We start from the raw sequence: 23,053 nt of genomic DNA, 5'->3' as shown, positions 1-23,053 counted from the left end.
ATTTCGTCCTTTCAGCCTTTATCAATTTTATAGCCTACGCCCCATACTACTTTCAGATATCTTGGATCTTTCGGATTGATCTCGATTTTTTCACGAATATGGCGGATATGGACCGCAACTGTATTATCCGCACCAATCGCCTCTTCATTCCAAATCGACTCATAAATCTGATTAATAGAAAAAACCCGTCCCTGATTTTTCAGTAATAACAAGAGAATATTATATTCAATCGGCGTAAGCTTCACTAACTCTCCGTCCACCGTCACTTCTTTCAGATCATCATTGATCCTGAGTCCGCCAACTTCATACACTTTTTCCTTTTGTTCCTGGGATGTTCCACCAAGCTCATTATAGCGACGCAGTTGAGACTTGACCCTTGCTACCAGTTCTAACGGATTGAACGGCTTTGTGACATAATCATCCGCCCCGATATTCAGTCCGAGTATCTTATCTGAATCTTCTGACTTTGCAGAAAGAATAATGATCGGTACACTGTTCGTCTCCCTGATCTTCAGAGTTGCCCTGATTCCATCCAGCTTTGGCATCATCACATCAAGGATCAGAAGATTTACTTTCTCTTTCTCCAGAATATTCAATGCCTCAACTCCATCATATGCCTTCAGGATATGATATCCCTCCTGGGACAGATAAATATCTATTGCCTCTACAATTTCTTTATCATCATCACAAACTAATATATTATACATTTCAATCACCTCCCTTTTAGTATACATGATATCGGTCATTTTTTAAAACCAGAGTGTCAAAATCTTAGAATTTTATTAAAAAAGAAAAGTCCGCTGGATTTTCATCCAACAGACTCTTCTCTCTTAAACTTTCATATGGAAAACCGCTTATCTTCTTTTCCTTCTGAAGACAACCGTTCCGGCTGCCAGCGAACCACCAAGCATGAATACAAATACTGCCATATTTGTGCTGTCGCCTGTCTTGGCTGCTGCATTTTGCTTCTTATTTGTTGTTCCGGCATTATGATTCTGATCCTTAGTCGGATTATTTACACCGGCATTTCCGTTATTGCCATTATTACCGTTGTCTCCGGCATTTCCGTTATTGCCATTATTACCGTTGTCTCCGGTATTTCCGTTATCGCCGCCGTTACCATTATTTTCACTCTTTGTTGTTACACTCAGTTCTGCGGCTGCATACTCTGTTGCATTCTCATCATCGCCTACGGCAACAACTTCGATCTGATAAGTCTTACCGGCTTCAAGACCTTCTATCGTATATCCTGTAGCATCTGCCGGGATATACGTCACGTATTCTTTTCCATTTACATAGATCTTGTAACCTGCCAGTCCTGCTGTGCTTGCCGGTCCATCCCATTTCACTTCAACGGAATTTTTCGTAATTTCACCTGTCACTACATTCTCCGGTGCTGAAGGTTTGTCCGGCTGATCCGGCTCTTCTATTTTCTCGAATCTTGCAGTCAGTGTAATATTCTTCGTGATGGCTGTATCGAAATCGAACGCCGTATCACTTCCTTCTTCATACCAGCCAAGGAACTTATAACCCTCTTTTTCCGGATCGGCTGGCTTCGCAGCCTTTTCTCCTTCTTTGACGGTCTGTTCTTTTCCGTCGATCGTAACCGTATAGGTCTTATCTTCCGGCTGATCCGGCTCGCTTCCTTTTTCAAATTTTGCGATCAGGGTCAGGTTCTCTTCCGGAGTTACTGTATAAACGGCTTCATCACTTACCTTTGTTCCAAGGACATCATACCATCCGGTAAATGTAGCACCTTTCTTTGCTGTTGCAGTAAAGGTAACTTCTTCTCCCTGTTCGATCTTTTCTTTAGAAACAGTCGCTGTACCTTCTCCTTCTACATAAGTACTCATACGGAGTTGTGTCTTTGTAAGATCCTGCGTTCCTGTAAGCACTCTGAATTCTGCTGCACTACCGAAACCATTCTGTCCTTCTGATACAACCAGCTTGATCTTGGATGTCTGAACCGGTGTAAAGTTTACCGTTTTTTCTGTACCTGTGCTTTCCCACGTTCCATTCTCTACAAGAGCTGTCCAGTTTTCATCCGCATCCTCATAATACAGAGAATATTTCAGGATATATCCGTTATTTCCCGTCGGTCTCGGCAGATAATAGAATCCGTTCACATCATAGGACTGTCCCATATCAATCGTGATCGTTGCCGGCAGTGCTTTCTTACTCGGAGAGTACTGCGTATGCCAGATCGTTGACCGATCATTGTCAAATGCTGCACTGATTGGTCCGTCACTGTTCTGATTATCTGATGTCACTGTAAATCCGGATGGATCAATCGGCGAAGATTCCCCATCTGACATCGTAGAAGAAAGATTTACATTATCAATGATGGCATGTACCGCATTTGTATCAGAACCAATCCTTGTCAGTGGCAGAGAAAGTGTAGAGCTTGTAATACCGGTCTTCTTCACATCGCCTTCATATGTAAAACTTCCGGTTGCTTTATACTCTTTTCCATCTGCAATCAGGACAGTACTTCCGTTCTTTGTACGGATCTTTAATGTCATCTTCTGATTAACAGGAAGTTTATATCCAAAGGAATAGTCATATCCTTCTCTTGTAAATCCAAGTGTTCCATCTTCCATAATGCGGATATTATGAGTACTGTAGGCTTCATGATCTTCGTCCTTCTCAGCTTCAAAGAGAATCTGTCCCGGTTCTGCCGGCTGAGTCAGTGTGATATCAAAGCTCAGTTCTTTCTCAGGTCCAACTTTATCCAATGGAGTAGAGATATAGCTTTCTCCGCCCTTCAGAACAAGTTCTCCATCCTTCACTTCCGCATTCTTTCCGTTCTCTGCATCATATTCATTTGCACTCTTATCTGAAAGTCCATCCTCAAAATCATAGGAAAGAATCTCATCTGTCTCACTGTCTACTTTATCATATGCATTGACTCCTGGAGCTTCACCCACATTCTCGCTCGTCTGCTGTGCTGTTGTAAAAGAAACTTCTCCTGATTTGCCCCACAATGCAGCCGCATAATATGGTGCAGCATCATCGAAGCGATCATAGATCTCCATCTCAGTCAGTCCGTTCGCTCTCTGATCAACCATATCGTTCCAGATCGCATAAGCTCCTCCCAGTGTCTGTTCAGAACCTGACGGAACACCCATACGTGTAGCCGGATCATAATTATACATGGACTTGCGGCTCAGATAATCAGCGTAATATCCTGCTGCCGGTACGATATATACACTTCCGTCATTCATATCGATCAGATCATAACCCTGCTGATACATGGATTTCGGATTTGCCCATCCATCGTTCCAGATGTTCATCTGAACACCTTCACTTCTTACAGATGTGCTTCCGTTTCTTGCTGTAAGACTTCCCCACAGACGAACAGTATTTCCATTATCCTGGATATAAGCCAGAAGGTCATCTGTAAACTTACGGAACTGCTCTGTATACTGTCCATCATACTCATCTGTTCCGATATTCACTGTAGTATCCTGGTCAAATACCGGATCATCACCCTTAATATACTCATCCCAGATGCTCTCAATAAATGCCAGTGACTCATCGTACTTCGTGCTGAGGTTGAAATGATCATTCTGGCGTCCTGTCGTTCCGAATCTGAGATCCGGTCTTACCTTTGTAAATGACAGAGAATGTGCAGGAGTATCAAATTCCGGGATAATATCCAGTCCTAACTTCCGGTAATTCTGGATCATGGACTTCATCTCAGCCTTGGTATAATACATATCGTCACTGGTCAGGTCTGCCTGATTCAATCCACCCTCTTTGACATCAGACTCCATACGGAATCCCTCATAAGCTGACATTGCACCCTCTGAGGTTGAATAATTTTCAAGGAAAATATAGTTATCGTTCAGATGAAGCTGCAGGTCATTCATCTTATACCACAGCATTGTCTTTGCAACTTCCTGAAGTGTCTCGCTTTCAAACGGTCTTCTTCCTACATCCAGCATAAAGCCTCTGACTTCATACTTTGGATAATCCCTGCATTCGCCCTTCGGGATTGTCGTACCATTCTGCTTCAGGATCTGAAGGATTGTTCTTGTAGACCAGTAAGCTCCTGCTTTCTGCTCTGCCTTCACTTCCACTTTATCCGTTACATTCATGGAATATCCTTCTTCTTTCAGCCCATTTCCGGCTGCCTCAAGTGTAAAGAAGAAGTCTCCTGCTGATGCCTGATCCGCATAAACAATCTCGATGGATTTTCCCGTGATCTCTTTATAATCGTTCTTAAATTCTTCAGCCATTGCAGATAATTCTGCCTTATCCTTTGTTGCTACAACGATACGGCTGGAATCACTGATCTCAAAGGAACCACCCTTTGCACCTTTCCATTCTGCCAGTTCCGGGATTACGTTCGGCTTTGCATTATCTCCGTCTTCTGCCGTATACTTTCCGGTTACAGTCATAGTATATTCTTTGGAATCTACTGCCGTACTGTCGTCACCGGCTTTCTTTACATTGAAGTTCATCTTCACAGTCTTTGTAACAAGCGGCTGATAAACTGTCAGATCCCTGTCTACGATCTGCTCATAATCTGCACCGACAAAACTGATCTCATATCCTTCAGGAACTTCCGGCATTGCCAGCTTTCCTGATGCTCCATCAATACTGGAAGGAACTTCCAGGCCGTCTGCAACTTCTTTCGGAGTTCTCTCCGGCTCTGTCGTAGCAAGCTCTGCCTCATAAGTTTCAAACTCATAGACTGAAACGGTCGGCCAGCTTACAGAAGCACTTCCCTCCGGTGCTCCCGCCTGATCAAAGGATTCAATATATAATCTCAGATATCTTGTCGTTACTGCTTCATCAAATACGATCGTCTCTCTATAATCTGAAGGACTTGCCGTAAATGCTTTTACCGTCTCCCAGTTCTCTCCGTCGGAAGACTTCTCGATCCGGTAGGCAGTCGCATTCTTTCTCTCCCAATGGATCTTTGCTGTTCTGATCGTCTTCTCGCTGCCATAATCCAGCTTCAGCCAGTGTGATCCTGTTGCCGCCGGACTTGCCCAGCGGGTCGTATCATCGCCGTCAACTGCCTTGGAGGCATCTGTTCCGGTTGTCTCACTTCCGTCTGCTGTTGCAGTTGCAGCGGTACTCAAATTCTCTGCTTCTCCAAGGATCTCAAACTCATACAGGGATACTGACTGCCAGCTTCCCGGATTTACTGTATAACCATTGACTGTCAGCTTTACGTACTGAGCCGTCACAGCCTCATCCAACTGGATATCACTCGTAACTGATGTAATATTTTCTCCGTCATTTTTTACGTAAACATCCCGGTATTCTCCATCTTCTGTATCACATACAGAAATCTTGAAGTTCGTAATATTCGTTCTTTCCCATTCGATCACAAAATGATCAAATGTCTTCTGTGTACCGAGATTCACCGTCAGCGTCCTTGCCGCCTGACTTGTACTCTGATTCGTTGCCCATCTCGACTGATCTGCCTTTGCAGCATCTCTGTTGACGATTCCGTCGATCGCCTTATCTGCTCCCCAGTAATTCGTCTCCTGATCACTGACGGTTGCCGTTCCACTTAATGCATAATTGATCTCATTATTTGCCGCAGCACTTACTGTGGCCGGTGGAATGATTGTAACACCACTCAAAACCATGGCAGCAGATAAAACGCACGCATTCATACGCTTTACTGTCTTTAATTTCATTCTTCCTCTTTCCCCTTCCTTTTAGATAGGATATTGTATGGTTTTGCCTTAAAAGTAACAATCCATTTACATAGTTTGTATTAATTATCTCATTCATTCAGAAACTTTGCAAGGAGTTTTTATTTGATTTGCACAAATTTGTGGTTGTTGGGGTGATACGCTTGTAGATTAGAAAGCTTCTTTGTGAAGAAGCGGACGCGGAAAGCAGGGATATTCCTTCGTGGTGCAGGCCCGCTTTACCTCAGCCCGTTGACCGTTTGTAACTCGAAAGTGGAAATCTTCGTGCAATGGCACTCGATTTACTTTCTCTAACAAACGCTGCAAAGTGTCTTCGGAACGCTCCTGCTAATGCACCTGCTCAGGAACACCCTGCTTTCCGCTGACCATCTCGATAAGAAGTTTTTTAGCTCCACAGCGTAGTCACTCAACAATACAAGATTTAAAAGATAAAAAGAGCCGGATGGCTATTGGCTAAGATATTCGATCGTAGATATTGTATTTAATATTTGACTAATCATTCATCTTAGTTGATAGCCTTCCGGCTTTTTACTTCTTACTTAAATTTCGTGTTTGTTGAGAGAAAATGTCCCGGCACGAGAACTGTTTTCTGACTTGAAATGCCTAATATCCGCCCTTGCTGTTGCGTGAGCATTGCATTGACAGGGAGCGTTCCGAAGACACTTTGCCCAACTTGTTAAGGAGCGTAAACAGGAGTGCCTCTGCACGAGTGTTTCCACGTTCCTGTTACAAGTTGTCAACGGGCTGAGGTAAAGCGGGTCCTGCACTGCGATGCAACAACAAGTGCGGATATGAACGCCCTTCTGTCAGAAACACTTCCTGCCGCCGAATCATTTTCACTCTCAACAACTACAAATTTTATACTTATTTCATACAAACTTTAAACTCTTTTAATTGATTTTTTCCTTACACTATTTTATACTCATCTCACATCAAAATCTCAGACAGATCCAATTCCCATTTTCTACGTCTGATGTCCAGTATGGAGAGCATTTCATATTTCAAGACCATTTCGGTCAGAGATTTTCATTTTGATGATAACGATTATATTTTTATTAAGGAGGACTTGCCTATGGGACAAGCAGATGTAAATGTTAATCTTTGGCTTAAGGATACGAAACGGTTCGCAGACCTGTTCAACGCCATTTTATTTCAGGGAAAAGCCGTGATCCTACCGGAGAATCTTCACCCCAGCCCGGAGACAACCGCAGTCAGTCTTCAGGACGCTCAGGGGAAAAATGTTGTAAAAAAGCAATACCGTGATATCATCATGAACTGGCAGGATCAGGCTGTGCTGATGCTGCTGGCGGTGGAATCACAGACTGCCATTCATTACGCTGCACCGTTGAAAGTAATGCTCTATGACAGCATGGAATATGCGGAACAGGTGCGGGTCAAATGGAAAGAACGTCCGCCCCGTCTTTCTTCGGCTGAATTTCTTTCCCGGTTTCAAAAGAATGATAAACTCATCCCGGTGATTACTTTGATCTTCTATTATGGGACAGAGGAGTGGGATGGACCTTTGGAACTGCATCAGATGTTCGATCTTGGGACAGAAAAGAAGCATGCGGAACTGATGAAAAAGTATCTTCCCAATTATCACATTAACCTCGTCGATGTCAGAAGACTGAAAAATTTAGAATCTTTTCAAAGTGATTTACAAATCATATTCGGTATGCTACAATGTAGTCAGGATAAATACGCATTGCGTACATGTGTAGCAAGTCATAAAGACTATTTCCAAAAGCTGGATCTGGAGACTTATCATGCACTTGCGGCATTCTTAAATTCCCGGCAGCTTATGGAGATAAACGTAGAGAAGGAAGAAAAGGAGGAACTGGATATGTGTAAAGCACTGGAAGATATTTATAATGATGGCGTTCAGGATGGTATGGAACAGGGCAGACGATCAGGTATTGCCGAAGGAGAAGCTCATGGAAAAGAACTTGGCATAGCCTCCCAGAAAAAGGAGGTGGCCCTGCAGATGCAAAAGCTTGGTTATCCTTTGGATGCCATTGCAGCGGTACTGATGGAGTCTCTGGATAGCGTCCTTAAAATTCTTGCTGTAGTTGGGTAAATTTGTGGTTGTTGGGGTGATACGCTTGTAGATTAGAAAGCTTCTTTGTGAAGAAGCGGACGCGGAAATCAGAGATATTCCTTCGCGGTGCAGGCCCGCTTTACCTCAGCCCGTTGACCGTTTGTAACTCGAAAGTGGAAATCTTCGTGCAATGGCACTCGATTTACTTTCTCTAACAAACACTGCAAAGTGTCTTCGGAACGCTCCTGCTAATGCACCTGCTCAGGAACACCCTACTTTCCGCTGACCATCTCGATAAGAAGTTTTTTAGCTCCACAGCGTAGTCACTCAACAATACAAGATTTAAAAGATAAAAAGAGCCGGATGGCTATTGGCTAAGATATTCGATCGTAAATGATGTCGGGGGCTTTTGACCCCGACATCTTTAATATTTGACTAATCATTCATCTTAGTTGATAGCCTTCCGGCTTTTTACTTCTTACTTAAATTTCGTGTTTGTTAAGAGAAAATGTCCCGGCACGAGAACTGTTTTCTGACTTGAAAAGCCTAATATCCGCCTTTGCTGTTGCGTGAGCAGTGCATTGACAGGGAGCGTTCCGAAGACACTTTGCCCAACTTGTTAAGGAACGTAAACAGGAGTGCCTCTGCACGAGTGTTTCCACGTTCCTGTTACAAGTTGTCAACGGGCTGAGGTAAAGCGGGTCCTGCACTGCGATGCAACAACAAGGGCGGATATGGACGCTCTTCTGTCAAAAAGCCTTCCTGCCGCCGAATCATTTTCACTCTCAACAACTACAAATTTCTACTTTGTCGCTCTATAATAGTTAATCAGACATCCATCCAGTATGATCTGGCGTTCAGCATCTGTCAGATCTCCGAGCTTCAGGTCGATCTCTTTTAACTCATCCCCGACAACATATGCTTTCACAACCGCAGCCTTTTCTTCTACTGCTTTTCTCACATCCGGAACAAAGATATAATCTCCATTTTTAAATGGAAGTGATTCATGGTCTGTATCAGTCAGGAACGGGAGCATACCCCAGTTGATGAGGTTGGAACGATAACGCTTTGTTGCATATTCATTCGCGATATTTGCCCAGCCGCCGAGTACCTTCTGACATGATGCAGCCTGCTCACGTGCAGATCCGTCTCCCGGCTTCACTGCAAAGATTGTACTTCCTACTCCAAGGTTGCCTTTGCCAACTTCCGGGTATGTCTCATGGATCTTGTCCATAACCGGTTTCAGCTCTTCCAGTGCTTCTACCGGACACTCATCGGCCTCAATCGCCTTCTGTGCTTTCTGTACTTCTTTTGCCCGTCCTACATATGCCGGATCTTTTCTTGACAGAGCAAACTCTGCAAGTCCCAGCGGATTGGAACGGTAAGAAGATGTCTCTCCTGACGGAATCAGCTCATCTGTTGTCGTAACCGGGTCGTGGATCTCAGATACAACCTTTACAAGCAGATTCTGCGGAAGCGCTGACATTGCCGGCCAGTCTTTGATATTCGGACCAAACTTGATCTCTACGGACGGATCAGCAACACCCTTGCTGTCGAAAACTCTGTTCGCATAAATATTTTTATCGAAATGATACTTCTGTCCCTTATATTCCACATCCAGTGCAGTTGCAGGTGTAAGGAATCCCTTATTTGCAGCAGTTGCAGCAATAGAACGTGCATCCATCAGTGCGACGGAAGAGATCTGTCCGCTCTGCAGCTTACTTCCCTCTCTGTTCGGGAAGTTTCTCGTTGTATGACGGATAGAAAATGCGTTGTTCGCCGGTGTATCTCCTGCTCCGAAACATGGACCACAGAATGCAGTTTTTACAACAGTTCCTGCTTCCATCAGATCAGCGATCGCACCATTTTTCACCAGTTCCATATAAATCGGAGTACTTGCCGGATAAACGCTGAATGTAAATTCATCTGCTCCGATATTCTTTCCTTTAATGATGTCTGCTGCCGCACAGATATTTTCAAATCCGCCACCGGCACAGCCTGCAATGATACCCTGTTCTACATAGAACTTGCCATTTTTAATCTTATCCTGCAGTGAATAATCTACTGCTCCGTCCAGACTTACAAGGGCTTTCTGCTCTACATCATGAAGAATGTCTGCAAGATTTGCATTCAGTTCATCAATCGTATATACATTGCTTGGATGGAACGGCATCGCAATCATCGGCTTGATCTCGCTTAAGTTCACATATACCAGTCCATCATAGTAAGCAACTGCTCCCGAATTCAGCTCTTTATAGTCTTCACTTCTTCCATGGATGTCATAGAACTCCCGGATCTTTTCATCTGTTCTCCAGATAGAAGACAGACAGGTTGTCTCTGTCGTCATTACATCAATACCGATACGGAAATCAGCACTTAAATTGCTGACACCAGGTCCTACAAATTCCATAACTTTATTATTTACATAACCATTCTTGAAGGTCGCCCCGATGATTGCCAGTGCAACGTCCTGCGGTCCGACACCCTTTGCCGGCTCACCGTCTAAATAGATCGCGATCACGCCCGGCATCTTGATATCATACGTCTTGTTCAGAAGCTGCTTTACAAGCTCCGGTCCGCCTTCGCCCATTGCCATCGTTCCAAGTGCACCATAACGGGTATGACTGTCAGAACCCAAAATCATCTTTCCTCCGCCTGCAAGCATCTCACGGGCAAACTGATGGATGACTGCCTGATGAGGCGGAACATAGACGCCGCCATACTTTTTCGCACATGTCAGTCCAAACATATGGTCATCTTCATTGATCGTACCACCTACAGCACAAAGACTATTATGACAGTTCGTTAATACATATGGCATCGGGAATTTTTCAAGTCCTGATGCACGGGCTGTCTGGATAATTCCTACAAACGTAATATCATGGGATGTCAGCTTATCAAATCTGATCTGAAGTCTCTCCATATCAGATGAAGTATTATGCTCTTTCAGGATTCCATACGCCATAGTATTTTTCGCGGCTTCCTCTTTTGTAAGAGGAGTCTGTACATTTCCTGCGTCTTCCACTATCTCGGTGCCATTCAACAGATACACACCGTTATCGTACAATTTTATCATGTAACGACCTCCTTTTAATTTTAAACTCATTCCATAGTATCATATTTTCCGGCTTTGGTAAATGAAGAATGTATTTTACAATTTACATGATGCCAGGGTCAAAAGGTCTAAGCCCACATGAGCTTGCTCATAGGTGGGTGAAAGACCTTAGGATCTACCCCGATATGAGCATAAAAGTGGGATGATAATCCCACGATATGCGAATATTGGGTAGGATTGTGGGAGTGCGTAGCACAGAGCAATCCGTAGGCATCAAAGTCGGGGGGCTTTTGACCCCGACATCTTTACATTTTCTCTTTACAGAGGAGGTATCCTTCCAAACGGCGTTGCATTCTTTTCATGTCGATAAGCCAACGGATATTTCTTTGCATACTGTATAAATCCTCTTCCATATTCATCATCTCTCAGCCTTGTAACAATTTCCTGACGCTTCGCATAAGAAATTTCATTCAGATACAACAGATATTGGATCTCTGCCCATTTTGCCATACCCTCATAGATCTCCAGCCTGTACTGCTTTCCATATTTACTGAGGATCATTTTTTCATCCCAGTTCTGGTATTGCCAGATATGCGTCAGTTCATGTGCGATCGTTGCCATTGCTGCAAGTTTCGGAGACCCATTTTCTATATACAGGCTATATCCTGATGAATCTTTCTGTGCGAATCCAAGTACACGTCCATCAAATCCCGGAGTTGCCACAAATTCATCCCCGAAATGTTTTGCGATCGTCTTGGCATCTGTCATTCTTACCTTAATTGCCACATTGAGCTTGATTCCAAAAAAGATCTCCATATTCCGGACAACCATTTTATAAACTTCTTTAAACTCTTCGCCAGTCCTAAGTGCAGTTGAAGAGCAATGATTGCAACGTTCTCTTCCGTCTTTCAGAAGTTCATATTCTCCTCCGGCAAGCTCTACACCACAGAAATCGCAAAAATGACTTCCCTCTTTATGTGGATCATATTTTGCGTTATCAGCTTCTGCTGCCTTCACGCCATCACGAACCTGCTGCAATGGATTTCGATCATAACCATATTTAGTAAGATACTTGATCGTTCCCCCAAAATCAAAGTATGGATCGATTTCTTCATAGCCATACTTCAGGAAACAACTTTTCTGATATTCCGTCTTTTTTGTCGTCTTTTGTTCCACAAGCTGCTCATCTTCACCTTCAATATCCATTTCTGCTTCTGCTGAATACATCACATTTTTCATGACATTTTCAGTTCCGGTTTCTGTGTTTCTTTCATCTGTGGAAGTGGTTTCCTCTGACGGAAGTTCTTCTCCTGTTGAAGGCTCCTCTTTTATTGAAGTTTTTTCTTCCCCTGAAGGCTTTTTTTCTGTTGAAGTGGTTTCCTCTGTTGGACTATCTTCTGAAATTCCTTCTTCTGGTGTTTCTTCTATTGGTGTTTCTTCTGTTGGTGTTTCTTCTGTTGGAGTTTCTTCCACCGGCTCATCTTTCGGCTTCTTTTTAAATCCCGCAGTGATCTTTTCCCAGAATTTCCTTAATTTTCTCTTTATTTTTCCGAGGAATCTCTTGTTCTCTTTCTCGGCTTTCTCCCTGGCTTTCTTCGCAGCTTCCTCTTCTTTTCCGGCTTCCGGCGTAAACGGAGTCTCATAGTCCTCCGGTTTGCTTTCTTTTTCCGGATTTTCAGCCATTTTCTGCTCATGCCACATCAGTACTTCTGTTATGATTTCAAAATACCGCTTTAAATTTCGTTCAACAGATGCGATCAGACCCAGATCGATCTCACTGTCTTCTACTATATAAATTGCACTTCCGTCTACTTTTCCTGACAGTGTATACATTGCACCTTTTAACTTTTCCGGTGCATGATTCGTATCAACCAAGGTTACCGCACAAATATATGGGTAAGCATCTGGATAAATCGTGCGGAAGATTTCATTCAGAAGAAGGCAAAGTGTATATCTCACCCGCTCCGAAACATCCGGCAAATTCAATTTCATAACCAGTTTATTCCTATAGGAACGAACCGGTATTCCGCTGACACGAACTTCTTTTGCCGCATTCAGATTCTCATAAGATGTCATTTCCAGGTATCCTGCTGTCTCAATATCTATCTCACAATAGCCTTTATAGATTGAGATTCCCTCAACGGATTTCTGTCCACCGATATTCTCATCATCTTTCCAGTCATTGATCCTGATATGACGCAACTGCCTGTAGTAGACACGATCCGTGATATGATCTGCTGCTCTTCGTACCACGACCCCATTTTGTGGTGTGATCGCCTGTACTTCATAATATTTTCCATCATAAGTCAGGAACTGGCCCGGAATCAGTGCCTGGAATACATGTCCATATAATTTTGCACCGATATAATATTTATCGCCCTGCTCATCTTCTGCGATATAATATGCATTCTGAAGTTTCTTTGCGTACTCTGCAATTTCTGTTTCTTCCTCGATCGCATAATATTTTTTCACTTCTGTATGAAGTGCATCTTCCATCAACTGTTCTCTGAAATAGATCCGAATGTTGATTTCCTTTATGAAACAATGCTTGTAGATCAGGTTCTTTAATGCTGCCAGTGGATCTTCAAACTTGATTCCACTCACCATCAGTGCATCCACGATTTCATCTTCGGAAACCTGCTCCTCTGCCATCCGCATGATCAGTTTCAAAATTGTATTCCGCTCTGTTCGTGCATAGTCTGCCACAATCGTCGGGATTGCTTTCGGGTCAGAAATAAAGGTCTGTGCATTTCCCAACATATAATCCCTTAAGAGATAATTTTCACTGATCACGTTAATAAATCCCTGCTGCGTTCCTCTCGTTGCGAACAGTCTCGTCAGCTCGAACAAGTTCTGAAATTCATCTTCCACCACAAGGAATGAATTTTCTTCTCTCTGTGTATTCCACAAATTGGATTCCACATGAAACGCTCTGTTGAAAGACTCCTGACTCACTGGCAGGTCTGTATAATTACAGATCTTTTTGTAGTACTGTCCCGCGATCCATTTCATATCCATAACCGGAAATTTCTCACTGCTGATCCATTTTGTATTGGCAATCTGATACTTCAATGCCACTGCATTGATCTCTGTACCCATACCAAGATAACGGGATACATTGGAGAAAATCCGGTGATGCATATAATCTCCTTCTGTTTTCCAGCACATAATAGAAGTCGTTGCCGCACTTTTCAGTGTGGCTGTTACTTCTGTAATCGTAGTCTTCAGTACATGAGACAGTGCATCAACCAGCCCGTCACAGTTTCTGTCGCATGCAGCATACACAACCGGCTCTTTACTTTCATCAAAACGATGAACCAAAAGGCTGACTCCAGCCTGTCCGGATGCCAGCAAGCGGGATGGTTCTACAATAAATACAAATCCGACACGGCTTAAAAATTCACTGTGGTTTCTCTGCAGACGAAGGTTATACAGATCACTGAATTTAAGGATTCCGATATCCGGCTCGTCAATTTCCGGATTTTCATTCTCCAGCACCCCGACTTTCCACAGACTGCTTGTATTTACATTTTCAAAGATTCCCTGCTCCAGCCATTCTTTTACATCTTCCGTTGCTGAATCTCTTCCCATGATCACCAGACATTTTTTATATCTCATCAGTTGCCCCATAATCGGAAACATCAGATAATGAGTCAGGTCTCTGTAAAACGGATTACAGAACAAAGTACTTTGTCCACCGATCAGATTAACACAACTTTTTACATAGTTGGGTTCTACATCCTGACCGCTTTCCTTTAGCTTTGTGAAATATCCTGCCAGATTGCGGATGGCCTGATTTTCTGATTTCTTCATCTCCTCCAGTGTCTCAAAACTGGAAGATGCATCAAGCCCACTGTCTACAGTTGCATCATATAAGACACGCTCTCCAAATAAATCCTTTAAAATATCTTTCAGCAAGCCATAATTTGCAACTTTAAAAGACTCCTCATCTTCTCCAAGGACATCTTCAATAAATTCTGTTCTGCTAATTCCGGAAAGATAATTGATCACTTCCCCCAATACCAGCACTCCAAAAACCGGATAACATGGTGTCTGTGCAAATGCCATCTTCGGGTACATCTGTCCCAATACAAAAATCAGAACAGATGCTCCAAGTGCCGCATAATAAATTCCGTTGCAATAAGTCTTTACCTGCTCATATTCTTTCTTCAACAGCCATTTATCCAGGTCTTCTTCATATTCATAGAAATTCCCGGAGGTTAGCTGCATCAGGTTTTTAGACTTCCATGTCTTGTTCAAAATAGGAAGGAAAATCCCTTTCAGCACAAGAAATATAACTACAATCAATATATTGAACAGATTCATATAATGACTTATCCCTGCATTTGATAAAAATGGAAGGAATCCTGATATCCACCCCATAATTTTGATCAGCAGGGAATGGAACTGCGTTAAGATTACTGCTACGATCGTACAGTAAAGCAATGCAATAAACGGCATCAAGACCTGTCTTCCTCTGTCAATTTTATTCAGATTTGCTTTTCTCGCTGCCAGACACAATAAAATAAAAGGAATCGCCTGTGCTAAAAACTGCAGCATTCGTATAAACATCATACTTCTCCTTTCACTTCATCGTACAGATCTTCTCGTTCCAGTTTTAGTTTGGCAACAAACTTATACGGTGCTCTCACCAGGTCTCCCGCCTCATTCAGCGGAATACCTACATCGGATTTATCTGTCTCATAGTAATACAGTGCATTATCCTTTGGAAGTTTTTCTTCATGGAAGAAAGAAGTAATATTTTTCTCAACTTCTGCCACCCGCCTGATCCCATAGGATGCAGCCACTTCCTCATCTCTTTCTATAGAACTTTTCAACGCCTGCTTATGTGCCCTGAGTATGAACTGTGCGGAAGAGATCGATTCACTTTTCAGCTTGATCCCTGCCCGGATCGATTGTGCTTTCATATAAGTACATACCGCTGTAAAATATTTGCCAAATTCATCTGCTGATGCATTGACATTATTTACCATCGTGTGGATCACATGATTATATTCTTCCATACTCATCCGGACTCTGTACCGTAGAATGAAGAGTGCTGCAATTCCGCCTGCTGCCGCCACTGCAAGTGCAGCCAACGCTACCACAACCGCTGAACCGAACTGACTTCCTCCCAGTTTGGCTGCAGAGATCCAATATGGCACAAATCCCAACAGGTACACTAACAGAAGACAGCATCCAACCTGAACTGCCGTACTTCTTCTGATATGAGATACAATATCCTTCTTCACTTTTTTGTCTACTTTTTCGATCTGCTCTTTAAATTTTGCTTCATCTACCAGTCCACTGGTACTGTTTTCCAGGACGTTTGTCTCCAGTCTTTCAATTTCTGCTTCAAGATCCTCCACCTGAAACTGATCCATCTTATACTCATCACCAAAGAAACTTTCTGCTCTGCCTTTCAAATGCTGAGATGCTTTGTCGATCGCACGTCTTGGTGCTTTCAGGAATTGATTGATCTGACGCTTTTTCTCTGTGATCTCCATGATCCAGGTAAATAATTCATCTTTTGGGCAATCTCTGCTCAATCCAATCTTTGAAGTATTGATATACAACTCTTTCCCTGATGAACCATCAAAATGAACCGGTATCTTCTGTTCCGGCACAAGAATATCATCTTCCTCAAAGGAAAGTTCTGCTTTCATTTTCATTCTTTCCTGAACAAAATCATAGACCGACTCCATTCGGTTCAATCGCTTATTCAGCAGCCGTTCCAGTTCCTCTTCTGAAGCTTGCATTCCCAGTTTGTACAGACGATATGCCTGCAGCGAACTTGCCGGGATCCGGTTGATCGCCAGTGTAAGAACAGAAACCCAGAACTCTGTCAGCTCCTTCATATACAGACTATTTTCTGCATTGGTAATACTGCTGCATATGAATCTACAGTTATTCGGATATTTATTTCGGCTGCTGAAGTTGGAACTTTCCATTTCAAACTGCGTCTTCCAGGACTCATAAATATGTTCTTCATCCTTTTTATGCTTCCTGGTCGCAATAAAGATCAATTCCTGCGGACGATTATCACTGAACCCATATTTTTCATTTAATTCATCCTGTGCTTTTTTTACTTCTTCAGAGACCGGAACATCCAGATAGATTGGTTTCAGCCTGTCACGATACCGCCGAGACAACTGGTAAACCTCATCCTCCGTCAACTCTGACTCTCTCACCCGGACTCGCTTCAGGGTCTTCTCATCATAATACTCGAACCCTTTTTCAAAATTTTTCACTGTTGCAGCAGGATATCCGCACAACATATGTGACAAACGGATCATTGGTACATTACTTTCTCTTGGGATTTCCGTATCATTTACCGTCTCACCCGGAAAATCAAATGGATTTTTTTCATCTGCAACCGGTCCTGACGTATGTACTGCCATAGAATCCGTATTCAGCACGATTGCACGCCAGTCCGGTTTTCCCTTGATACATTTGTATATATCAGGGACAGCCGATTTCAGGTCCGTCCCCGCCTCATTCCAGTCACAGAAACTAATCGTTCCTTCATCCACAAATGGTTTATACAGAAAGCGAAAGTCTTTCAGCAGATCCGATGATTGCTTGTTCAGTATGATCACTGTATGCATTTCATTCACCGCCTTCTCCTATGCTTTTCAAGACCCTAGCCTCTCTTTTTGCTTGATTCTTTCATGATTTTTCTCATTTTTTCATAAATATCTGTCAGTTTCTTTCTTTCAATATCGCTTACAGCTATTCTCATCAAATCATTAATATAGTCACTGAAATTATCTTTCCAGTTATCCATATACCAGTCTATATTTTTATCAAACATTTCAAATTGTTCTAAGACAAACTTTCCATAAATTCTGTCTAAATCTGCCTCAAGTACCATTGTCTGTGCATACTCATAAATCAGGGTAAGAATTTCTCTCATAATTCCCTTACCTACAGTTTTATCAAACTCGGCTGAAGGCGTTGAAACTTTTAACAATAACGCAACATCAAAAATAGATAAACCAGCTTTACCATATTCTATACTTGCAAGCTCATTAATCTGTCTTCTTAAATAGCTATGTTCAAAATCAAGTTTTCCTGAACTATTACGTTCATCTGCAAATTTCTCTTTCATATAAGAAAGAATCGTCTGCACAGCAACCGGATTGATTGTCAATGCATCCAGTACTTCATAATAATGATCACAAGGTGTTCCATTAGAAACCACAAATTCTTCCGGTTCAAGATCATTAAGCTCTAATCTATATAAATATTTTCCTTCTGAAATCTTACTATAGCAAACCAGATCACAGATAATTCCAAGTGCAAATGCCCGGTAAATTTCTCTTTCCTGACGTCTCTGATTCTCCTCGTCCAGATCCGGCAATGCAGATACAATATGCCAGTTTCTGTCGATATGCGGTGTGATAACCGGTGTCTTATCTGACTTTGGTTTAATCTGGCTTACTACCTCATAATATGCCTTATAATACTCACCATCTGAACGACCCTCTGCTGCACATCCAGGTGAGAATTTTGACAGCTTATTTGCTCTCAATCCATAAATAGACTGGTAGAACATGATCATATTCAACGGAATATCCTCATCCGGTGTTCCGCCATAATTTCCAAGCTCTTTTGCAATCAACATAGATCTCGGTGAATCATCCTTCGGATCCAGCTCTTTACTGTATGTACATGCAGCAATCGGTGCTTTCTGCTCACCAAGCGGACGCTCGATAAATGGATTCGACAGGTTTCTCGTCTCTGCGATCACCTTCTTTACATACTGCTCGATCCTGGTTGCATCATATTCATTCTTCTCGTATTTTGCTTCTTTTTCAAGTGCGGTCAGCACATCCATGTTAACAGTGCTTCCATAGATCTCCATCAGAGATTTCTTGAAATAGCCGATAATTCCATTATCAAAGATCTGTTCAAAGTAACCACCATTCTCCGGTTTATCCTTGAGCATGGAATAGTTACGTACTTTATTGTAGATTTCCTCTGCAAGCTCTTTATCGATCGTGATGCTGCTTCCTGTATAAGGCATCTCTTTTAACAGTCTCTGGAAGCAGTTCGGTGTCGCACATACATATCTGGAAGTTCTTCCTGCTGTATTGCCATATTTCTTGGACAGGGCTGCAATTCTGCGATCCAGTGCTTCGATACGATTCTCGAAAGATGTATAGAAATTCTGGAAAGCCTCACACAAACTGGAAATATAATCGATTCCTTCTGCCAGAACTTCTGCCAGAACACTGCTTGTTCTGTATTTATCTGTCTCTCCGATATAAAAACGTAACTTGTCTTTAAACTCCTGCTGCGTCTTTTTATCAATCTTTCTTTCTGTGAGCTGATCTACAGTTTCAATTTCATCATCCGTCTTCGTATTGTCAAAAATTGCATACATTCCATCAAAGGATTTTTCTTTTTTATCATTTTCTTTCTCTACCAGAACCTTCTCTGCTTTCATCAGTTCCAGTGCCTGATACAGGAAATAACGGACTGCATTCGGATGGATAAAGTTTCCTTCTTCATCTCTTAAATATGTCTCCATCTGATGCGGCAGTTTTTCCTTCGTGATAGAGTCGTTCTTCGCCTTAAAAATCGAATACGCAATGGTTCTTGCAGTATCTTCACTTCGTTTTACAACCATATCTTTATACTTTTCCATCTCTCTGTACGCATCCTGAAGCTCTTCTGCTGCCTGCTTCGATCCAATCTCAACCTCGTTGATCATTCCCATTGCCAGATTCTTCTGTGCATCCAGATCCATCTGACCATTCATGGTACTGTCCTTCACAAACTTCTTGAGCTGCCCGACATACTCTGTCCACTTATCGTTGACTTTCTTATAACCACCCTCGTCGTAGATCGTGCAGGCTTTTTCAATCGATAATGCAAATGGATCTTTCTGCTTTGCCATCTGGTTGATCGATTCAATATAATCTACCGACGCATTGATATCTCTCCGGTTCAGTCCCTGTGCACGCATTTCCGCATTAGCCAGACATTTTTCCTTATACATACGGTCAAATACAAGCCACTGACTGGATACACACTCTTTTGTCCAGTTCAGTGCGATATACTCTCTTACATCTTCATATGGATAGATCAGCATTGCAGAACCTGCACCGGCATAACGGTTACGTCCACGTTCCGCACAAAGTTCACGGATCGTATTATCCTCTGAAGAGTTACTTCTCTTATTCATTGGTCCGATGGACTGAGAATAAATACAGTTGGCGGCATGATCCAGATACTGGTTAAAACTGTTCAGCTTCTTTCCTTCCGTATTCTGTGCATCAAACAGGAAACAGAAATCATACGGTCTTACATTATACTCTTCCACATCATTGGATCCGACTCTCGGGAACTCCAGCTTGACCGTCTTTTCATACTTCTCCGGCAGAGTCTCGTCCCCTTTCATAAGAAAGGCATCCAACTCTCTTAACGTTGCATAAGCATTACATTTCAGATTATTTCTCTCTGACTGTCCACGGATTACCTCATAGAACACTTCCGGAAGAATGAAGAATCCTCTCGTAATATTGGCACTTGCCTGGAATTTGGTTGCAAGATAATTTTTCAGGTACAGTGCAACCGGGAGAATCAGTCCTGATCCGGTTCCTCCTGCCAGGGAACTTACAATGACCACCCTTAATGCCTGTTCTGAGGAATCGCCCTCCAGCTTGTAAAGTTCCTCGATTGCATTATGCAGAGGCTCCATATTTCCCGCACGGATCGCTGTGTCCAGTGCCAGTCTGGAAATCGCACGTACCTGACCGGCTCCCTCTGTCAGGGATTTGCTGTTCAGGATTCCGTTCACCGGGAACCACTCATCTCTTGCATGCGTATCAATATTCAGATACTCTCCGACCGTCAGCTTTGTTGAGGTCTGGATCGTCTTGATAAACGGATTCGCCTCACGGATTTCTCTTAATTCATTGATATCCGTATCAAAAACTGCAAATCCGATCCTTTTCCGCTGCTCTTCCGTAACCATCTGAGATACACGGCATACAATCTTTGATCCGGTTCCTCCAAGTCCTACTAATAATGTTGGTGCAATCATACTCTCTTCCTCCTATAGCCTTTTATTTTCTTTTTCCTCTTTTTATCTCGCCATTTGCAGTTCTCTGCACATTCGGGATACAGGTATATGTAAACTCTGGCGTACTTACTACAATAATGGTACTTGCGGAAATACGGTGATGTCCCTTTTCATTCTCCTGAATGGACATTCCGTTAAATGTGATCTCCTCTTTCCCTGCAAAAGCGGATGTATTCAGAATCAGCATACTTCCGCCTCCTGATGCCCGGACTTTTGCTGTTTTTTTCACCGGAGTCGGTGAGAACGTCAGCCTTCCGGTCTCCGGTACATATGGGAGCAGTCTGGATGCAAGATCCTTCTCAAAATTTCCCTTCATAACATTATCACGAAGTCCGATCTTCTCCGCACTGCATTCGATACTCGGACGCTTCTTGATACTTCTTGCAAACCGCTTTTTAAACGGTGGCACATATCCTAAAATAAGGATCAGAAGCAGAAGTGATATTACAATATGCTTCCAGTAGCGCTTCAGATAATCTACGATATTCTTATCATCCTTGATGTTTACACTGACCGTTTCTGCCTTACCGTAATCATCCCCGTCGATTTCTGCCGATACATTGATCGTTACATCTGCCTGACCGGTCTCTGTTGCGAACATACCGCCTTTCTTATATTTCGGAGTAACGATCCAGGTTGAGACTTCACTGCCCTTCTGCACATCCCACTGGATACCAAATTCTTCTCCGTCTTTATTTACACTTACCACGTCCAGCGTTGCGGCATCCCACTGCTCTTTTGTCAATGGCTCACCATTTCTCGTTGCCTCTACAGTAATCTGATTTGCTCCGTCTTCCAGCATCTTCAGATTTGCACTCTTGAATGCGTCCACATTCATATCCAGCGTGCAGACCTTAAACGTATAGGATGCACTGTCTGTATAATCTTTCAGGTAATTGACATCTGCCGTCAATTCCAGTGACTCCCCGTCTACTTCCACATCAATGGACTGAGATGCCCCGTCTTTTCCGGTCAGTTCCTGCGTCTCTCCATTGATGCTGACTGTATACTTCGGTTCTCCAAGAAGCTTGGAGCTTTTAATATATTTTCCTGAAAGCTGATCTACGAATCCAACTTTTACTGTATAAGCTCCACCTTCGATGGTTCCCTCTTCCATCTTTGTATCGCCTTTGTAAAGTCCTGCCTCAAACTTCACATCCGGCTCATAATAAATCTGAATACTGTCTGCTCCGCTGACATCCAGCGTATATTTTCCAGCTACGATCGGTGACTCATCTGCAAAAACCGCAACCTGTCCTTTCAGAGATGTATCTTTGACCGGTGTTGACTTTACAAAGGTAGTCAGTCCCGCTCCGTCCGTACTGCTATATGAAACCGCCGTATCACTCTGGAGCTTCACTTCTCCGCCCTCTTCATTTTTCAGGCTTCCGATCTTCACATCTTTCCCCTGTGCAAAGACAATCAGCTTTCTAAGCGGAATGTCAAATTCCAGACCGGAATCTTCACTGCTATAACCTGCATATTCATTTCTCTTGAAAATGCGGTTGCTGATCTCAGCAAGCTCATTCACAACTTCTGAAGTATTACCCGCCTTCTGTGCATACAGACCTTTATCCGCATTTCCCTCCGGGATATTCTCTACATCCGTTCCGATAGCCAGATACTGCACATACAGATTTTCGTTGGCCGCAGCCTTCCCCTCCAGATCTGCTTTCAATCCGCTGGCCGGAATATCATTGTCAAAGTCACCGTCTGTCAGCACAACCAGCCATCCTTCATCCACACTTCCGGCATTCAGAAGCTTCGTCAGCTCTCCTGCCGCATTATTCACCTGCGTATACGGAGTTCCGCCCGGCTTTGGTGTATACATATTATGAATCTGTGCAATATCATCTTTTCCACGAATCTCCATGGATGACTTTGTTGCAGACCCCGTATTCCCATCTGTTGTGATATCATGCATCGGGAATACTTTCATCACGTCTCCGCTCTCATAATTCATCATCGCGGCAAAAACTTCCATCGCATAAGTCGCCTGAGACCATGCTTTGTTGCCGTCCCCATACATACTTCCCGAATTGTCAAATACAACATAGATTGCACGCTTCGTTGTCCCCTGCTGCTTCTCTGCGTGTACCTTACCGACTTCGGAAAAACCTCCGCTAAGTATCATGGCAAATAAAATCACTGCCGCTAATACTCTTTGAATCGTCTTTTTCATTCCTTCC

At 43.0% G+C, this 23,053-nt stretch carries 8 protein-coding genes; 1 reads left to right on the top strand and 7 read right to left on the bottom strand.

Annotation, left to right across the window (positions count from 1 at the left end):
• Positions 1-11: 11 nt before the first annotated feature.
• Both NQ541_RS00885 and NQ541_RS00880 read right to left on the bottom strand, forming a co-directional pair.
• A complete protein-coding gene (locus tag NQ541_RS00885; RefSeq protein WP_023921536.1) occupies positions 12-707 on the bottom strand; it encodes a response regulator transcription factor in 696 nt (231 codons plus the stop codon).
• 147 nt (positions 708-854) lie between these two features.
• Positions 855-5,660 carry a discoidin domain-containing protein gene (locus tag NQ541_RS00880; RefSeq protein ID WP_005611146.1) on the bottom strand — a complete coding sequence of 1,602 codons (4,806 nt, stop codon included), beginning with the start codon at positions 5,658-5,660 and terminating at the stop codon, positions 855-857.
• 1,090 nt (positions 5,661-6,750) lie between these two features.
• Between NQ541_RS00880 and NQ541_RS00875 the strand changes: the two genes are divergently transcribed.
• Positions 6,751-7,755 (top strand): Rpn family recombination-promoting nuclease/putative transposase, encoded by a 1,005-nt coding sequence (locus tag NQ541_RS00875; protein ID WP_259936359.1) that lies wholly within the window; start codon positions 6,751-6,753, stop codon positions 7,753-7,755.
• Positions 7,756-8,518: 763 nt separating this feature from the next.
• Here the strand turns inward: NQ541_RS00875 and NQ541_RS00870 are convergent.
• From NQ541_RS00870 to NQ541_RS00850, 5 genes are all read right to left on the bottom strand, one after another.
• Complete coding sequence (locus tag NQ541_RS00870) at positions 8,519-10,792, bottom strand: hydratase (protein ID WP_044940740.1); 2,274 nt, start codon at positions 10,790-10,792, stop codon at positions 8,519-8,521.
• 297 nt (positions 10,793-11,089) lie between these two features.
• Positions 11,090-15,346 (bottom strand): hypothetical protein, encoded by a 4,257-nt coding sequence (locus tag NQ541_RS00865; RefSeq protein ID WP_005611292.1) that lies wholly within the window; start codon positions 15,344-15,346, stop codon positions 11,090-11,092.
• Positions 15,343-17,388 carry a hypothetical protein gene (locus tag NQ541_RS00860; RefSeq protein ID WP_044940745.1) on the bottom strand — a complete coding sequence of 682 codons (2,046 nt, stop codon included), beginning with the start codon at positions 17,386-17,388 and terminating at the stop codon, positions 15,343-15,345. Before NQ541_RS00860 ends, NQ541_RS00865 begins: the two co-directional genes overlap by 4 nt.
• A 26-nt stretch (positions 17,389-17,414) precedes the next feature.
• Positions 17,415-20,825: a tubulin-like doman-containing protein gene (locus tag NQ541_RS00855; RefSeq protein WP_005611322.1), complete on the bottom strand. Its 3,411-nt coding sequence runs from the start codon at positions 20,823-20,825 to the stop codon at positions 17,415-17,417.
• A gap of 22 nt (positions 20,826-20,847) precedes the next feature.
• The gene (locus NQ541_RS00850) at positions 20,848-23,046 is read right to left on the bottom strand and encodes a hypothetical protein (RefSeq protein ID WP_005611323.1); all 2,199 of its coding nucleotides are present in this window, start codon (positions 23,044-23,046) and stop codon (positions 20,848-20,850) included.
• Positions 23,047-23,053 lie beyond the last annotated feature (7 nt).

This window comes from [Ruminococcus] lactaris ATCC 29176 (genome assembly GCF_025152405.1).
GTDB classification, from domain to species: domain Bacteria; phylum Bacillota; class Clostridia; order Lachnospirales; family Lachnospiraceae; genus Mediterraneibacter; species Mediterraneibacter lactaris.
This window is presented reverse-complemented; position numbering and strand designations above follow the sequence as displayed.

Coding starts and splice junctions, on each gene's coding strand:
- NQ541_RS00885 (WP_023921536.1), bottom strand. CDS start 707: ATGTATAATATATTAGTTTGTGATGATGATAAAGAAATTGTAGAGGCA.
- NQ541_RS00880 (WP_005611146.1), bottom strand. CDS start 5,660: ATGAAATTAAAGACAGTAAAGCGTATGAATGCGTGCGTTTTATCTGCT.
- NQ541_RS00875 (WP_259936359.1), top strand. CDS start 6,751: ATGGGACAAGCAGATGTAAATGTTAATCTTTGGCTTAAGGATACGAAA.
- NQ541_RS00870 (WP_044940740.1), bottom strand. CDS start 10,792: ATGATAAAATTGTACGATAACGGTGTGTATCTGTTGAATGGCACCGAG.
- NQ541_RS00865 (WP_005611292.1), bottom strand. CDS start 15,346: ATGATGTTTATACGAATGCTGCAGTTTTTAGCACAGGCGATTCCTTTT.
- NQ541_RS00855 (WP_005611322.1), bottom strand. CDS start 20,825: ATGATTGCACCAACATTATTAGTAGGACTTGGAGGAACCGGATCAAAG.
- NQ541_RS00850 (WP_005611323.1), bottom strand. CDS start 23,046: ATGAAAAAGACGATTCAAAGAGTATTAGCGGCAGTGATTTTATTTGCC.